Here is a 15,222-nt window from a genome sequence, read left to right as displayed (position 1 = left end):
AACGGTTGATGAAACAAATTTAATACACGGTCTGTAATTGTTCAGTCTCTCCACTTTTTACCCAATCTATAATGTATTTTATGTCCCGGAGAAGATGGTGTGTTAGGGGACTTCCCGCTAATTTAGCCCATCCTCCCATTCGCTCCGGACTCTTGAGCGGGTGTGGGTCCATGAAAGCAGGGCTTTGGCACATTTAAGCTGATCGTGTTTTACGGGTGAAGAACGATTTCTCATTTTTGTAAACCAGTCGTGAAAATTTCTTTTATCTGTTACTTCCAAGTCGTACGGGAGATTTTGAAAATCCGCATAGCCCTTCTCGAAAATCAGCCTTTTTTCAATTGGAAATTCAATATTACGGCTCTTTAAAATTTTTCTGATGACAGAGGCGGTTCTGTTTAGATCCAATAGCGGATTCAACAGCCGTTTAGAATGCCTGCCGCTTTTCATTTCCCAGAACCGGCCCCCGGACCCTATCAGGATGTCTTCATTCCTCCCCGGTACCCAGGCGATGCACTGAATTCCTGAAGGAGTAATTAGTACAGGTCCGAGCTCAACCGTCGCATTTTTAATTTCGAGAACGGCGTCATGCATATACAAATTATGATCAGGCAGACGTTTTAGAAAGAACTGCAGTTTTTCATCGTAAAAATAACGCCTGTCAAAATCGGATTGCTCTCTGATCGTGGAGCTCGCCCATTTTAGCTGGAACCGGTAGACCTTGTCTAAAAATTCATGCTTCAAATCTTCCGTTGATAAAGGAGTATGCGAGAACAGCATATCGGGCCCGTCCTCTATTGGAGCCTCAGCAGGATACCCCCGTGTCTCTTCTTTCTCCTTTTGAAACGGCCACATTCCCCAAAAAGCAGCTTTCGTATTCTCAGCTTCAGCGGGCTCGGAAAACTGGGCAAGATAAGAATCGAAATGCTGTTCCTCCCAGGCTTTATTTACCCGCTCCCATTGCTGCTTTTTCAGACGGATAAATTGGCCTGTGTAGTGGTAGGGATCCAGTTCATACCTGGATATGTAATCTCTTAATTTTATTAATTGACCCATTTTTGGTCTCCTTTATAAAAAAAGTGCTGCGATTGGCGGACAAAGCAAGGAAGCAAAAATGGCGCTGAACGTCATCGCTGCTGAACTCACTGCCCCCTGCTGCTCTCCCAGTTCAAGAGCCCTTGCAGTTCCGATTCCATGACTTGCCGCTCCAAAACCAAGGCCTGCAGCCATTGGATGCTGAATGTTCAGCTTTTTCAATAGCAGAGGACCAAATACCGACCCCGATATACCTGCTGCCATTACATAGACAGCGCTAAGTGGCGGGATCCCGTTAATCAACGCAGCAATATCCATTGCTATGGGAGCCGTAACGGATTTGGGGAGGAGCGATCTGACCATCTCCTCATTCATACCGAACCAAATGGCCATATACATCCCGCTGAAAAGTCCGATTAGTGTACCGGAAAGGGAGGCCCCTGCAAGCAGAAGCAGATGCTCCTTCAAGCGGTCCCATTGCTCATGAAGTGGGACGGCTAAGGCAACGACAGCCGGACCTAGCAATGTACTGATAAGCTGGCCTCCCTCCATATACGCATGATAAGCCGTTCCTGTCATTAGAAGAAGCAGAATAATAAGAGCTGTACTCGTAACGATCGGCAGGAAGAGCGGGACGGGAAATTTCACATGAAGCATCCTCATCCAGCGAAAGATCAAAATCGTGCCTATAAAGGACAAAAGGGTTGACATCATGACTCATATCCTTCCCGGCTCTGTTTTTTCTTTTTCCGCTGAAGGGATTTTTCAGTCATGAAGGCTGAAACAGCCATGACCAAGAAGGTACTAATAAAGGCGGCCGCGAGACTCATAATGCCGCTGCCATTGAATAAGTGCAGATAATCAATCAGGCCTACGGTTCCTGGTACAAACAGCAGCGATAAATTTTTTAGGAGAAACGAACTTCCAGCCTGAATCCACTCTGCCCGAAACCAGCCAATCCTGAGGAGCACAAACAGGAAAATCATTCCGATGATGCTGCCGGGAACTTGCAGATTGGCGGCCTTTTGAAGATATATACCGGCTGTGGAAAAGCCAAAAAGAATACCGGTCTGTCCGGCAGTTTTAACATAATTCATCCGTTCTGCTTCCCTTTAAGTCTGAACGAACGGATGGTCTTGTATTTCGGTGTGTCCTCCATCCTTGTTTCAAGCAATTCTACCGACCTGACAGAAAAAGTGGCCATTTCCGGCAGTTTTCCTGACGGACCCTCATACGGCCGCCGGCCCGTCCATTTTCTTGCAGCGGTAATGTGAGGCTTGAACGGCCGCTTATCTAACTTGAAACCGTTGTGAAGACAGCTTTGATACACCATTTCTCTTAACTCTGCCAACGCTTCAGAATGGTTTACTCCTGCCCAGAAAATCCTTGGTGATTCTTCAGCACCAAACGTACCAGTTTCACTGACTTTAAGAGTAAACTCCTGCTTATTTATCTTATCGGTTAAATCTTCCGTAAGCTGAAGAAGCTGCTCCTCCGTATCGGGCTCTCCTAAAAAAGCAAGAGTGATATGATAATCAAGGGGATGAACCCAGCGGCCGAATTGCAGACTTTCATCATGAACGAACTGCTGATGCATCTGTTCAGCTAATTGCTCCGGTATCCGGACAGCCAGAAAATAATGTGTTCCCATGCTCCAACCCTCTTTGCTAAAAACTCTTACGCTTATTCTACCAAATGAATGGCGGGGATACACAATCCGTACACTAGGTACTACCCGTTTATTTTTGATATGATAGCCTTAAACGTTTCAGGAGGGACCTCAAATGGACATTGCAAATAGTATGGCTGACCTGATTGGGAAGACGCCTTTAGTTAAGCTGAATAAGCTAGCGCCCGAAGGAGGAGCCCAAATCTACTTAAAGCTCGAATTCTTTAATCCAAGCAAAAGCGTAAAAGACCGCGCAGCTTTTCAAATGATTGAAGAAGCTGAGAAAAAGGGCCTTCTGAATGAAAATTCTACTATTGTTGAGCCGACAAGCGGCAATACGGGAATAGGACTTGCTATGAACGCAGCCGCAAAAGGATACAAAGCCATTCTCGTTATGCCGGACACCATGTCTGCAGAACGCATCAACCTGTTAAAGGCATATGGGGCCAAGGTCGTTCTGACTCCGGGTAATGAAAAGATGCCTGGTGCAATACAGAAAGCAAAGGAATTAACGAGGGAAATCCCGGACAGCTACATGCCAATGCAATTCGATAATGAAGCCAATCCCGATGCTCACCGAAAAACGACCGCTCATGAAATAATGGAGGCCATGGATTCAATCGGCAAGAAGCTTAGCGCCTTCGTTGCCACCTCCGGCACAGGCGGAACTATAACCGGGACAGGGGAAGAATTGAAAGCAAACATAGAGGCTCTCACCGTGCATGTAGTAGAGCCGGCTGGATCACCCGTATTGTCAGGAGGCAAGCCAGGCAAGCATAAGCTGGTTGGAACAAGCCCCGGCTTTATCCCTTCTATTTTAAACCAGGACGTATACGATGAAATTTTCAAAATAGAGGATGAGGATGCTTATACAACTGCAAGACGGCTGGCAAAGGAAGAAGGGATTCTTGTCGGACCATCCTCCGGCGCAGCTTGTTTTGCAGCGATTGAAGTGGCCAAACGGCTGACCCCGGAGGATACCGTCGTTTGTATTGCCTGTGACACCGGAGAGCGTTATTTGTCCACCGATTTATTTTCGTTTGAATAAGGACAGGAATTTTCTATGCATTGGTAAAGGTAAAAAAGTGCTCTGAGCGCAGCTGGCTCTGAGCACTTTTTTCTGTTTAAAGGAAAAAAGGACCTCTGATAAAACGCCACATCTCTGAACCGGTCCGCTATTAACCGCTTTCTTCTTTTCAAATGAATTTGGCTAAGCGGTTCGCTTCTGTTTGACAAACAGAAGGAGAATAACAGCTGCGAGTGATAAACAGCCGAAGAAAAAATAAACAGCGAAAACAGAGTAAAACTCTAAAATAAACCCTCCCAAAAACGTACAAAACCAGTTACCAAGCCCATTCCCAACTGCTGAGTAAAGACCGATTGCCGTTGCTCCGGCAGAAACAGGGGCTAGATCCTTTACATACTGAAGAGCGGCCGGAATAAAAAGACCAGTTGAAAATCCCTGAGCAATCGTCGTAGCATAGACAAGGCCGATCGGAGGTTCAAGAAAGTAAAGAAACCATCTCAGAGTGGAGACAGCCGCCGCCAGAAGCAAAATCTGCTTCATCCCAAATTTCCTAATCCAGCGATTGGCAAATTTCATCACGGGCGCTTCGCTTCCTGCAGCAAGCATGAATGCCAGACCAATACCGGCAAGACCACCGCCAAGGTCATCTATAAATATACCGAAGTAAAAATTGTTTGCGAGAATCGGACCGAGAATGAGAAAGGCTATGACAAGAAAAAGAAAATATGAAGGGGCCTTTACAAGCTCGCCCATCCCTTTTTTAAAGCTGACTTTAATTGAATTGCTTTCTCTCGGAAGCTGCCAGGCGAAAATCGCTCCAATTCCCATTACGAATGTAAACGTATAGAAAATCACAGACAACCCCGTCATTTCTGATAATTTACCCACTGCAAGTACAGATACGGCAAACCCCACAGCTCCCCATAAGCGAATGGAGCCATAATCCATTTTCGTCTTTTTTACGTAATTAATAGAAATACTGTCTGAAAGCGGGATTAAAGCGGCCTGAAATACAGCCAGAATACCAGCTGCTGCAATAATGAGCGCATAGCTTGAAACTGCCGAAAACACAATCCCCATCACCGCGGTCATTACAAGCGCAATGGTAAGAAGGGTTACTGGCTTTTTTGTTGCATCGCTTATAATTCCCCACACTGGCTGGATTAAAATCATCACAACCGGACTGATTGAGAGCACCATCCCGATTTGACTTCCCGAAAGGCCGATGTCATCCCTCAAATAAACGGAAAGCAGCGGAGAAAGGGCACCAATTCCAAAGAAAACGAGAAAATAATACATATAAAAATTTAGTTTTACCGAGCGATTGCTTGCTAGAGATGCTTCCAATCTATGTACCTTCTTTCTGCAATAGAGCTTCTCTAACTATATCATTTTCATTCTGGAAGCGACGAAGGATATTTAAGTGGATTCTCTGGGAAAACAATTGGGAGATATGCATCCAGCAAAGAGCTTTTATCGATCGGTACCGCGCTTTTGCCGGTCGTTTAGGCTCATATATTGAATGGGTGCACAGAGAAATCGGTTCGACTAAAAAAAGCGCCTGCTCTAAACAGCGGCGCCTTCCATCATCTATTTGCGATTTCTATCTGCGTATGGATAAATCGGATCCTTCAGGTGAAACTCATACGTCTCTCCATCCACAATTCCAACGATTTTTTCGCTATCATACAAGTCCAGTAAGAACCCGGCCATTTCTTTCGCCGTATGAAACTTCGGAACCGCCCCCTCATATTGAAACTCATCCAGATTCAGTGAACGCTTTGCAAATTCTGTTTCTGTTGCTGCTGGTGCAAGCACTTTCGCCTGCATGGGCGCTTGCTTTGATTTCAATTCCTGGGCAAGGCCTTCGGTAAATGCACTTACGTAAAATTTTGTGGCACAATACGTGACTGCATCCGCCACAATAGTGTATCCGCCACCGGATGACACGTTTATAAGCTGGGTTCCAGGTTCGTCTGAGTAATCCCTTGTATAAAGAGTTGATAAGATCGTTAATGCCTCTATATTTAGGTGGAGCATCGTTTGAATCTTATTTAAATTTTGTTCAGCAACAGAGGCAAAATTTCCAAATCCCGCATTGTTAATCCACGTTTCGATCTCATACTCTTTGAGTTCCTCATAAAACTTATGCGCTTCTTCAGCAGAGGACAAATCAGCCGGCCGAATCAATGGATCTAAGCGGGAATCAATGGCTTTAACTTCAGATTTCAGCTTTTTAAGCTCATCCTCGCGGCGGGCCGTAATGATCAGATTCTTACCCCTTTCTGCAAATGCAAGCGCTGTCTCATATCCTATTCCTGAACTTGCCCCGGTTATTACGGTATATTTCATTTAATTCCCTCCTGTTTTAACTGCATTAAGATATGAACTTATTATACCGGTTAAGGTCCCACTTGAGTCAAAGGAGGAAGCTTCAAGGGCAAAAGCGTAAGCGTCTGCTTCCATCTGCAGCGCTTGACGCTGGAGATGGATAAAACAACGTATACATAAGAAACATTTTTTGTTTCCTGAATAAAGAAAAAGCCGGTCTTAATTTCCCCGGCCGGCTAAAAGAAGTTAGGTAATATCCCCTTCCTTCATATTAAGAACGAGCTGCTGCGGCTTCATTGACAACAGATTGTCGAGTTCTTTTTCAGTGAATCACGACCAGCAAGCTTGGGCAAAATGTGTTGAAAGAGATGAACCAGATGCCAGTTTTTCATCTGAACGGATAGCGTCTTCTGCTGCTGATATAGGACATGTCACTGTCTCGAGCTTCATTGGTCTATTCCTCCCGCTACCTTTTGGCGCTCTTCTTCCTACAGTTGTCTCCATAGCAATTTCCCACTGAATGTCATTGGAAGGGATTTCCGGAATTCAATGACTCTCGGATACTTGTAATCAGCCATTTGATCTTTAGCCCATTCCTTAATCTCCTCCGCTTGTGTATCGGATTGATCCTGATTGAGGACGATAAACGCTTTAACTGTCTCCCCCCTCCGTTCATCCTGGATCCCGGCAACACAGGCCTGCTGCACGGCCGGGTGCATGTACAGCAGCGACTCCACCTCTGCTGGCCATACTTTAAAACCAACTAGCTGATCATCTCCTATCCCCTGCCGCATCCACGAATCAAAACGTTTAATGAAAGAATGCGACATAAAAAGCTGGCCAGATTAGACGCGCAGTCTTCTTCAGCCAGCTTGAACCCTTTACGGAACTAAAATCAATTTCCCCTTTGTTTCTCTCCCCTGTAGCATCCGATGAACCTCCGGCGCTTCCTCGAGGGGATACACACCGCCAATAGTCAGCTGGAGTTTGCCCTCGCTTAAATACCCGAGAAGCTCGTTTAAGCTTTGTGTATAAAGCTCTTTTTTCCTCATCATTTGCGGAAGGAAAAAACCGATGACTGAAAGATTTTGCCCCATGAGGGAGGATGGATAAAGCCTGGCCTGTTCGCCGCTCGCCACTCCATAAATCACGAGCCGGCCAAATGGCGCCATGCAGGAGAGGGTTTTCCTGAAGACGTCCCCGCCTGCCATCTCAAGTGCTACATCCACACCTTTTCCTTCTGTTAAGCTCAACACCTCTTTTTCCCAGCCATCCTGGGTGTAATCCACTGCTGCATCAGCACCGAGCTCTTTCGCTGCAGTCCGCTTTTCTTCCGTGCTTGCGGTAGCGATGACTTTGCCTGCTCCGAACAGCTTGGCCAGCTGAACGGCAATGGAGCCGACTCCTCCTGCTGCTGCATGAACAAGAACGGTTTCTCCAGCTTCCAGTCTTCCCATCGTTTTTAGAACGTGGTACGCACTAAGGCCTTGTAAAGGCATGGCAACGGCGTGCTGAAGATCTACACCATCCGGAATCGGAATAAGGCCCCGTTCATCTGCGACCGTATATTCTGCATAGCCAGTTGCTCTTGATGTGCCAAGAAGCGTCACGACTTTGTCGCCTTTCTTAAATCGTTTGGCATCTGCCCCTGCTTCGACAATGGTTCCGGCGACTTCCGCTCCGGGTACAAACGGGAGCGGTGTATCGATCACATATTGCCCTTCTCTTCTTGCTGTATCTGCGTAGTTGACTCCGATTGCTTCAATTTTGATCAGAACTTCTTTTTCTGTCGGCTGCGGAGTATTGAGATCCACAAGCTTCATAACCTCAGGTCCGCCGTATTCCTTTAATTGAATAGCTTTCATTTTCTTCTCCTCACTTCCCCTGGAAGACTGGTTTTCTTTTTTCTTTAAAAGCTGCTACACCTTCACGATGATCAGCCGTTTCAATCATCATCGCCTGTGTCAGTCTTTCCTGCTCAAGGATATCCTCCAGCGTGGAACTGAACGCTTGCTCCATGATGCGCTTCATATGCCCAAATGCCTGGACCGGGCCTTGGGCAAGCCGGAATGCATAGGAACGTGCCTCATCTTCCAGTTGGGCGAGGGGAACCGTTTTGTTTACGATTCCATAGGAGCTGGCGGTAACGGCGTCAATTGGTTCGCCGCTGAAGAAAAGTTCCTTTGCCCGCTGTGGCCCGATTAACCTCGGAAGGCAGTAAAGCCCTCCGCCGTCTGAAATGAGACCGACCTGCGCGAAGCTCATAACAAATTGGCTGTCGTCCGCAGCAATAATCATGTCGCAGGCGAGAGCGAGGTTAAAGGCAGCTCCTGCAGCAAAGCCATGGACAGCGGCAATAACAGGCTTAGAGAGATTTTTCATCGTAATCACACACTCGTTCAACTTCCCCAGGTGATCATAAAGCTGCCGGCCCGTCACCTGTCCCATCATTTTTACATCTCCGCCTGCACTGAATGACCGGCCTGCTCCTGATAGGACAATCGCTTTAATTTCTTCATTCGCTTCAGCGTTTTTCAGTGCGTCTGTCAAGCCGAGAATCATTTCCGGACTGAATGAGTTTAAGGATTCAGGGCGGTTTAAGGTTAAGAAAAGCACCGGTCCGTTTTGTTCAGCTAATAAGTGAGTCATTGTGTTCCTCCCTCTATTTATTTTCATCCGTGCTTTGCGTGTCCTATTTAATCAGCCATCCGCCGTCTGCAAGCAAATCCGACCCTGTCATATAAGATGCTTTCTCTGAGGCGGCAAATGCAATGACGTGAGCAATCTCCTCCGCCTTCCCGACGCGTTTCAATGCGGTATTTCTTTCAATGGATGCTGTGAACTGGGGATTCTGCAGCCCTTCTGCGGTTAAGGGGGTTTCGGTAAAACCCGGAGAAACAGAGTTCACCCTGATCCCATAAGGTGCAAGCTCGAGTGCGAGCGCCTTTGTAAAATTAATCACACCAGCCTTCGCTGCACTGTAATGAGGGATGCGGGCTCCCGCCTTGTAGCCGGATAGGGAGGCAACATTAACGATGGCTCTGTCCCTGCTTGTTTCTTTGCTGAAATCAGCCATTAATCCGCCCAGAATTTTACTTGCAAGAAAAACACTTCTCAAGTTAAGGGACAGGACTGAATCCCAATCCTCAAGGGCTGTTTCAAGAATTTTTGAGTGCCCGGAGCCTCCGGCATTGTTCACAAGGACATCGAGACTGCCCAGCCTTTTGGCAAATTCAGCAAGCTTCAGCAAATCGTTTTCATCCGTTACGTCCGCCTGGCAAATGACCGCATTTTCATTCAGTGTTTGTTTATTAATATAGTCAGCGGCTCTTATTAATTTTTCTTCGGTTCGCCCTGCGAGAACGACTTTTGCCCCGCCTTGGGCAAGCTTACAGGCTGTTTCCATCCCAATACCGCTTCCAGCTCCGGTGACGATTGCGGTTTTCCCGTAAAAATCCATATTGCTCCCCCCTTTTCAGTTCACAGTATAAGAGCCCTTCGTCAAAATCGTTTGGGCGATCGAACGGTTGCGCTCCACGGTGTCCAATGTTCCGAGCTGCAGAAAGGCCTCGCTGACTTTTCTCAGCAGATCTGTTTTTCTTTCATCTTGAATGAGCTGGTGAATCAATTGTTTAATTAAGGCTTCTCCTTCTATTAAGGCTTCTCCGGCAGCGGTTTTACACAGTCGGATCATCATTTCAGAGTTCGCTTCACCCTTTTCATTTATTTTTTTCAAGGTGCGCAGGAGCGAGGACTCAGCTGCGAATAGAGCGGCAGCCAAATCCGATAATTTCATGATCGTTTCCTGTTCTTCCGCTAATTTTTCTCCGTACCTTTCATAGGCCAGTCCAAAACAGACAAGCATAGAATTCCGGAGATTTTCAACGATCCTCTCTTCGTTGCCGAGCGGGGTGTCATCCGTTTTCCGGATGTCCTGCAATGCCTGATAGGCCCGGCTGTATATGCTTTTCAAATCAAGCTCTCCTTTTGCCGCTTTTCTGAGAAAATGGGTCGGCAGAAGCAGCCGGTTGATTTCGTTCGTCCCTTCAAAAATCCGGTTAATTCTGGAATCCCTGTACATCTGCTCTATCGGGTATTCCTGAATAAACCCTGCTCCTCCATGGAGCTGAAGGGATTCATCTGCAGCAAAGTCAAGAGTTTCTGATCCATAGACTTTGCAGACGGCACATTCGGCTGCATACTCCATCATTCTGCTTCCAATCTGTTTGTGATCCTCCGAATCGTACAGGTCACCAAGCGCAGCTTCAATCAGTCCAGCCGTTCTGTACTGAATCGACTCCGCTGCAAAAATTCTCGCTGCCATTAGAGCAAGCTTCTCTTTTACTGCCGGAAATTCCGAGATGCTCCGGCCGAACTGGATACGCCCTTTCGTAAATTCAAGAGCCAGCTTTAGAGCATGCTTTGATGCCCCCATACAGGCGGAGCCAAGATTAAACCGCCCCAGGTTCAGGACATTTAATGCAATAACATGGCCTTTCCCTGCCTCGCCAAGAAGATTCTCCTTTGGAATGAGGCAGTCCTCTAATAGAACAGATCTTGTGGAAGAGCCTTTGATCCCCATTTTCTTTTCTTCTGGGCCCAGCGATAATCCAGGAAAGTCCCTCTCTGCAATAAAAGCGGAAAAATACTTCCCGTCAATTTTCGCGTAAATAATGAAGGTGTCTGAAAAAACGGCATTCGTGATGTAAAGTTTAGAGCCGTTCAGCTTATAGTGGGTGCCTTCCTCATTCAAAACCGCAGTCGTTTTCGCTGCTAAAGCATCAGATCCTGAGCCCGGCTCTGTCAGACAATAGGCTCCAATGTATTCCCCAGAGGCAAGCTTTGGGAGGTACTTTTCTTTTTGTTCCCTCGTTCCGAAGTAAGTGATTGGGAGGGTTGCAATGCACGTGTGATTGGAATGGGCAACTCCATAGCCGCTTGTTCTCCCGATCACTTCTCCGACAATTCCTTTCGTCACCTTATCCAGTCCGAGCCCTCCGTATTTTTCGGGGATGCTGTGGGCTAACAGGCCCAGCTCCCCGGCCTTGCGCAGCCGTTCAACGACCAGGCCGAAGTTCTGTTCCTCGATTGCCTCCCGGTACGGATCGATTTCCCGTTCAACAAAAGCGCGCGCAGTCTGGGCCATCATTTTATGTTCACTTGTAAAATCTTCAGGAGTGAATGTACTTTTATAACCCGATGATTCATATAGAAAGCTTCCGCCTTTAATTTTCACTGGTGTCTTTTGCAAATTTCTCACTCTCCCTTCATACAAGTCATGGAACGGCCGTTTAATACAGGCAGTACATGATAAACACTTCTCCTGGCCGCATACTCTGCTTCCTTTTCAAACCCGTATTTCTTAAGCATTTTCCCCACGCGGGAGGACTTGAGAATGTCCGCCTGCTGATCACTATAGCTGCTGTAAAAAAGCTTGGCCGCCAATGCTGCATCCGTTAATTCCCATTGCCCATCCCCTGTCATCAGATGAATAAGACACCCCGCGCCAAGAAAATCTTCAATACAGAACTGGCCGGATGAACCTGAGCAGATAAAAATCAAGGTATCGGCTGAATGCCGCCGTAAGAAATGCCGGGCGGCGGCTTCCGCATTAAGCAGACTCGCTGCATAAACAGCTTTGGCAGGAGCAGAACTGCGAATAGCCACCGTTCCATTCGTTGTTGAAAGCACCGCTGTTTTTCCGGAAACCTGGTCTTTTAATCCAGATGGACCCGGGTCGAGAAAGCCATCAATCGTTCTGCCCTCGTATTCTCCGATCAGCACATACGAACCCTCTTCAAGCCCGGCGGCTGTTTCACGCGCCTCCTGTTCATTCAGTACAGGGATGACTTCTTTTGCTCCATTGTATAAAACACTTGAAATGGTGGTGGTTGCGAGCAGCACATCAAACACAACAGCTGTTTTCCCGGCTATCTTCCCAGGCTCAATGTCTTCTTTTTTCATTAGAACATGAATTTTACCCATGCCTGATGCCTTTAGCGGTGAGCAAGGACTGTTCAATTAACGTGCGGACAAAGGGGGCAAACCTTGCAAACCGTTCATCCTTTGTCTGTCCCTTCTTATAGCGGGAGTAAATTTGCTGGCAGATTACCGCAAGCTTGAAATAGGCAAAGGACAAATAGTAAGGAAATGCGGAAACATCACGTCCGCTTTTTTCAGCATATCGCTGCACAAACTGCTGTCTAGAATAAAACTCAGGCTGAACCGTGATCGAAGGTTTTCCGAAGCCATATTTCAGATCTCCCGGATCGTCCTCCTCCACCCAGTAGCTCATCGCGGCCCCAAGATCAGCGAGCGGATCCCCGATTGTCGCCATTTCCCAGTCAAACAGCCCGGCCATATCTGTTAAATCTTCTGTAAAAAGCGCGTTGTTGAGCTTGTAATCGTAATGGATTACAGAAGGGGCTCCAGACTTAGGCAGATTCTTCTCCAGCCAGTCCGTTACCTCATCTATTTGCGGGATTTCGTCCGTTTTAGAGCGGTGATACCTCTCAATCCAGCCGCTCACCTGGCGTTCAAGAAAGCCCTCCGGCTTACTGAGCTTAATCAGACCGGACGTTTCATACTCAATGGAGTGAAGCTGGACAAGCTTATCTGCCATAAGCTCAGATAAAATCCGCCCTCGCTCCTCTGTTAACTCCATGCCTTCTGGAAGAGAAGAATCAGCCATCACACCTTTTCTTCTCTCCATAAGAAAAAACGGACCGCCTGTGATCGAAGGGTTTTCCTCATATAAATAAGGCTTTGGAGCCTCCGGAAACAGTGGATGCAAAGCTTCCAAAAAGCTGCACTCCCTTTTCATATCATGGGCTTTAGGTGCCACTGGTCCGAGCGGCGGTCTTCTCAGCACCGCTTCCCAGTCTCCCGCTTGCAAAGCATACGTAAGGTTCGAAGCACCTGTGCCGAATTGTTCTATATGCAAAGGCTGTTCCGGAAACCCTGTAAATCTCTCTTTTAAATAATCTTCCAGTCTTTGAACATTTAATTCTTCCCCTTCCCGAACAGGAATGGTATAAGCCATAGGCCATCCTCCTTTCTTATGCGTGAGCTAAACAGGCTTCAAGCTGCCTCCTGAGTTCGTCTGGAATATCTTCGCTTTTTTGGTGAGTAAAGTTATAAAAAACAATCGAGGCTTTTCCTTTTGCAACTGCCTTGCCGTCCTTTGCATCCTCTACCAGGTGTTCAAGGCTGAAGCTTTTTCCGCCCACCTTTGAAATGGTCGTTGCAATCACCAGCTCCTGATTAAAATACGCCTGGCTTAGAAAGTCGCAGGAGGCTGAAGCGAGGATGAATGGCCAGCTGTCGGAGTTCATGGATTGCCCCATTTTTTCAAAAAACTGAACCCTCGCTTCTTCAAAATAAATAAAATAACTTGTATTGTTCACATGCCCCAGTGCATCTGTTTCGCAAAACCTGACTTTGACTTTGATGGTCTCCTCCATTTCATGACCTCCTTTAGCGATGAGTAAATTCCGGTTTTCTTTTTTCAATAAAGGCCTGTACTCCTTCTTTAATGTCTTCCGTCTGAAACACTTCTTCAAAAAGCCCGGCTTCATGCTCAAGACCCTCTTTTAAAGAAACCCCAAGGCCTTCATTCACAGAACGCTTGATTCTTGAAAGAGCGGGCAGCGAATAACGGCTGATTTTTGATGCAAGCTTTACCCCATACTGAAGCCCTTCCCCTTTTGGCACTACTTCATTGACCAGCCCGATGGCTTTCGCCTTTACTGCGTCCACCGGCTCACCCGTAAACATCATTTCTTTTGCCCTTGCTTCGCCAACCGCTCTTGGTAGCCGCTGAGTTCCGCCGCCGCCTGGAAATAACCCCAGTTTTATTTCCGGAAGCCCAATCTGCACATGGTCTTCTGCAATTCTTAAGTCGCACGCCAGGGCCAGCTCGCAGCCGCCGCCAAACGTCAATCCGTTCAGTACGGCAATGACCGGTTTCGGGAAATCATCCAGCTTATTTAATACAGCGTGGGATTCCATGAATTGGGATTTAATCCCTTTTTTCCCGATTAGCTCGGGGAACTCTTTAATATCGGCTCCCGCCATGAATGCGCGGTCCCCGGCTCCTGTAATGATTACACAGATAGTTTCTTCATCTGTTTTCAGCTCGTTAAGGACCTCATCCAGCTCCCGCAGAACGGCCTGGCTCATTACATTTAATGGGGGGTTTTCTATGACCAGAATGGTATATGCCCCCTGTTTTTCCTTTTTAATTACACCCATTACTGCCTCACCTCTTCTTTCGTATAGTCATACCATCCTTTGCCGGTTTTCCTGCCTAAATTTCCTTGTTCCACCTTTTCTTTTATACAGTCGAAAGGCTGATCAGCCGGATCTTTAGTCTCTGCAAATCTCTGCTGCATTACATAATAGCCGACATCAATTCCTGATAAATCCATCAGTTCAAAAGGTCCGGCCGGATGATTCAGCGCCTTTCGGCAAATGGTATCAATATCTTTAAAATCAGCGTAGCCATTTTCATATAAAAACACCGCTTCTTTTTGAAGAGCACCGAGTATCCGGTTTGCAATAAAACCTGATATTTCCTTATTCAACAGCACAGCAGTACGGTTTATCCGTTCGCAAACCTCCATCGTAATCTGCGCCGTTTCATCCGATGTACGGCTGCTTGTGACCACTTCTACACAATCCATAACCAGCGCGGGGTAAAAGAAGTGCATATTAATGATTTTGTCCGGCCTGCTGGCAGCGTCTGCAATTGAAGAATTCATAATCGTGGAGGAATTAGTAGCCAGAATGGCATGAGGCTGAGCATATTCTTCAAGCTGGGCAAAAACCTCACGTTTTACTTCAAGCTTTTCCACTACCGCCTCAATGATAAAGTCCGCTTCACTTGCCGCCTCTTTCAAACTTTCAGTTAACGTCAGATTCGCAAATGCTTTATTCACCTCTTCTTTTGAAAGCCTCCGCTTTTGAACGCGTCTTTCCATCAGCTTTTGAAGGGTATCCTCCGCTTTAGATAAAGCGCTTCCATTGACATCCTGCAAAATTGTACGGTAGCCGCCGAGTGCACAAAGCATCGCAATCTGGTGTCCCATTTGGCCTGCGCCGATAACGGCAATTGTTTGAATCTCATGATTGTTCATCTTCAGCTCTCCTTTTTACTTACTGA

General features: G+C 46.9%; 16 protein-coding genes and 1 pseudogene. 1 reads left to right on the top strand and 16 read right to left on the bottom strand.

The window, feature by feature from the left end; all coding sequences use genetic code 11:
• Positions 1-117: 117 nt before the first annotated feature.
• From ACQCV8_RS05180 to thpR, 4 genes are read right to left on the bottom strand one after another with little or no spacing between them, the layout of a single operon-like run.
• Positions 118-1,053, bottom strand: coding sequence for a nuclease-related domain-containing protein (locus ACQCV8_RS05180; protein ID WP_426843497.1), 936 nt, complete (start codon positions 1,051-1,053; stop codon positions 118-120).
• A 12-nt stretch (positions 1,054-1,065) separates the two neighbouring features.
• Positions 1,066-1,743: an LrgB family protein gene (locus tag ACQCV8_RS05175; protein WP_426843796.1), complete on the bottom strand. Its 678-nt coding sequence runs from the start codon at positions 1,741-1,743 to the stop codon at positions 1,066-1,068.
• Positions 1,743-2,129: a CidA/LrgA family protein gene (locus ACQCV8_RS05170; RefSeq protein WP_426843496.1), complete on the bottom strand. Its 387-nt coding sequence runs from the start codon at positions 2,127-2,129 to the stop codon at positions 1,743-1,745. Before ACQCV8_RS05170 ends, ACQCV8_RS05175 begins: the two co-directional genes overlap by 1 nt.
• Entirely contained in the window at positions 2,126-2,683 is a 558-nt protein-coding gene (gene thpR / locus ACQCV8_RS05165; RefSeq protein ID WP_426843495.1) for an RNA 2',3'-cyclic phosphodiesterase, read from the bottom strand. The genes ACQCV8_RS05170 and thpR overlap by 4 nt, the downstream gene beginning before the upstream one ends.
• Before the next feature lie 133 nt (positions 2,684-2,816).
• On the opposite strand from thpR, the gene cysK reads away from it, so the two are divergent.
• Positions 2,817-3,749 carry a cysteine synthase A gene (cysK, locus tag ACQCV8_RS05160; protein WP_426843493.1) on the top strand — a complete coding sequence of 311 codons (933 nt, stop codon included), beginning with the start codon at positions 2,817-2,819 and terminating at the stop codon, positions 3,747-3,749.
• Positions 3,750-3,911: 162 nt separating this feature from the next.
• Here the strand turns inward: cysK and ACQCV8_RS05155 are convergent, their stop codons facing one another.
• From ACQCV8_RS05155 to ACQCV8_RS05100, 12 genes and pseudogenes are all read right to left on the bottom strand, one after another.
• A complete protein-coding gene (locus ACQCV8_RS05155; protein ID WP_426843492.1) occupies positions 3,912-5,075 on the bottom strand; it encodes an MFS transporter in 1,164 nt (387 codons plus the stop codon).
• A gap of 243 nt (positions 5,076-5,318) precedes the next feature.
• Complete coding sequence (locus ACQCV8_RS05150; RefSeq protein ID WP_426843491.1) at positions 5,319-6,080, bottom strand: SDR family NAD(P)-dependent oxidoreductase; 762 nt, start codon at positions 6,078-6,080, stop codon at positions 5,319-5,321.
• 467 nt (positions 6,081-6,547) lie between these two features.
• Positions 6,548-6,820: pseudogene (locus ACQCV8_RS05145) on the bottom strand (AMP-binding enzyme); the annotation flags it as partial.
• A 120-nt stretch (positions 6,821-6,940) separates the two neighbouring features.
• A complete protein-coding gene (locus ACQCV8_RS05140) occupies positions 6,941-7,924 on the bottom strand; it encodes a quinone oxidoreductase family protein (RefSeq protein WP_426843490.1) in 984 nt (327 codons plus the stop codon).
• Positions 7,925-7,934: 10 nt separating this feature from the next.
• Positions 7,935-8,708 (bottom strand): enoyl-CoA hydratase/isomerase family protein, encoded by a 774-nt coding sequence (locus ACQCV8_RS05135; protein ID WP_426843489.1) that lies wholly within the window; start codon positions 8,706-8,708, stop codon positions 7,935-7,937.
• A 43-nt stretch (positions 8,709-8,751) separates the two neighbouring features.
• A complete protein-coding gene (locus ACQCV8_RS05130; RefSeq protein ID WP_426843488.1) occupies positions 8,752-9,519 on the bottom strand; it encodes an SDR family NAD(P)-dependent oxidoreductase in 768 nt (255 codons plus the stop codon).
• Between the two features lie 15 nt (positions 9,520-9,534).
• Positions 9,535-11,310, bottom strand: coding sequence for an acyl-CoA dehydrogenase family protein (locus tag ACQCV8_RS05125; protein WP_426843487.1), 1,776 nt, complete (start codon positions 11,308-11,310; stop codon positions 9,535-9,537).
• 5 nt (positions 11,311-11,315) lie between these two features.
• Positions 11,316-12,044, bottom strand: a complete 729-nt coding sequence (locus ACQCV8_RS05120) for a 2-phosphosulfolactate phosphatase (protein WP_426843486.1) — start codon at positions 12,042-12,044, stop codon at positions 11,316-11,318.
• A complete protein-coding gene (locus tag ACQCV8_RS05115) occupies positions 12,037-13,101 on the bottom strand; it encodes a phosphotransferase family protein (protein WP_426843485.1) in 1,065 nt (354 codons plus the stop codon). Before ACQCV8_RS05115 ends, ACQCV8_RS05120 begins: the two co-directional genes overlap by 8 nt.
• A 16-nt stretch (positions 13,102-13,117) precedes the next feature.
• The gene (locus ACQCV8_RS05110) at positions 13,118-13,522 is read right to left on the bottom strand and encodes an acyl-CoA thioesterase (protein ID WP_426843484.1); all 405 of its coding nucleotides are present in this window, start codon (positions 13,520-13,522) and stop codon (positions 13,118-13,120) included.
• 13 nt (positions 13,523-13,535) lie between these two features.
• Positions 13,536-14,312, bottom strand: coding sequence for an enoyl-CoA hydratase (locus ACQCV8_RS05105; protein WP_426843483.1), 777 nt, complete (start codon positions 14,310-14,312; stop codon positions 13,536-13,538).
• A complete protein-coding gene (locus tag ACQCV8_RS05100) occupies positions 14,312-15,196 on the bottom strand; it encodes a 3-hydroxyacyl-CoA dehydrogenase family protein (RefSeq protein ID WP_426843482.1) in 885 nt (294 codons plus the stop codon). The genes ACQCV8_RS05105 and ACQCV8_RS05100 overlap by 1 nt, the downstream gene beginning before the upstream one ends.
• Positions 15,197-15,222 lie beyond the last annotated feature (26 nt).

The organism is Metabacillus sp. 84, from assembly GCF_050107715.1.
In the GTDB taxonomy this organism is placed as follows: domain Bacteria; phylum Bacillota; class Bacilli; order Bacillales; family Bacillaceae; genus Metabacillus_B.
This window is presented reverse-complemented; position numbering and strand designations above follow the sequence as displayed.

Coding starts and splice junctions, on each gene's coding strand:
- ACQCV8_RS05180 (WP_426843497.1), bottom strand. CDS start 1,053: ATGGGTCAATTAATAAAATTAAGAGATTACATATCCAGGTATGAACTG.
- ACQCV8_RS05175 (WP_426843796.1), bottom strand. CDS start 1,743: ATGTCAACCCTTTTGTCCTTTATAGGCACGATTTTGATCTTTCGCTGG.
- ACQCV8_RS05170 (WP_426843496.1), bottom strand. CDS start 2,129: ATGAATTATGTTAAAACTGCCGGACAGACCGGTATTCTTTTTGGCTTT.
- thpR (WP_426843495.1), bottom strand. CDS start 2,683: ATGGGAACACATTATTTTCTGGCTGTCCGGATACCGGAGCAATTAGCT.
- cysK (WP_426843493.1), top strand. CDS start 2,817: ATGGACATTGCAAATAGTATGGCTGACCTGATTGGGAAGACGCCTTTA.
- ACQCV8_RS05150 (WP_426843491.1), bottom strand. CDS start 6,080: ATGAAATATACCGTAATAACCGGGGCAAGTTCAGGAATAGGATATGAG.
- ACQCV8_RS05140 (WP_426843490.1), bottom strand. CDS start 7,924: ATGAAAGCTATTCAATTAAAGGAATACGGCGGACCTGAGGTTATGAAG.
- ACQCV8_RS05135 (WP_426843489.1), bottom strand. CDS start 8,708: ATGACTCACTTATTAGCTGAACAAAACGGACCGGTGCTTTTCTTAACC.
- ACQCV8_RS05130 (WP_426843488.1), bottom strand. CDS start 9,519: ATGGATTTTTACGGGAAAACCGCAATCGTCACCGGAGCTGGAAGCGGT.
- ACQCV8_RS05120 (WP_426843486.1), bottom strand. CDS start 12,044: ATGGGTAAAATTCATGTTCTAATGAAAAAAGAAGACATTGAGCCTGGG.
- ACQCV8_RS05115 (WP_426843485.1), bottom strand. CDS start 13,101: ATGGCTTATACCATTCCTGTTCGGGAAGGGGAAGAATTAAATGTTCAA.
- ACQCV8_RS05110 (WP_426843484.1), bottom strand. CDS start 13,522: ATGGAGGAGACCATCAAAGTCAAAGTCAGGTTTTGCGAAACAGATGCA.
- ACQCV8_RS05105 (WP_426843483.1), bottom strand. CDS start 14,312: ATGGGTGTAATTAAAAAGGAAAAACAGGGGGCATATACCATTCTGGTC.
- ACQCV8_RS05100 (WP_426843482.1), bottom strand. CDS start 15,196: ATGAACAATCATGAGATTCAAACAATTGCCGTTATCGGCGCAGGCCAA.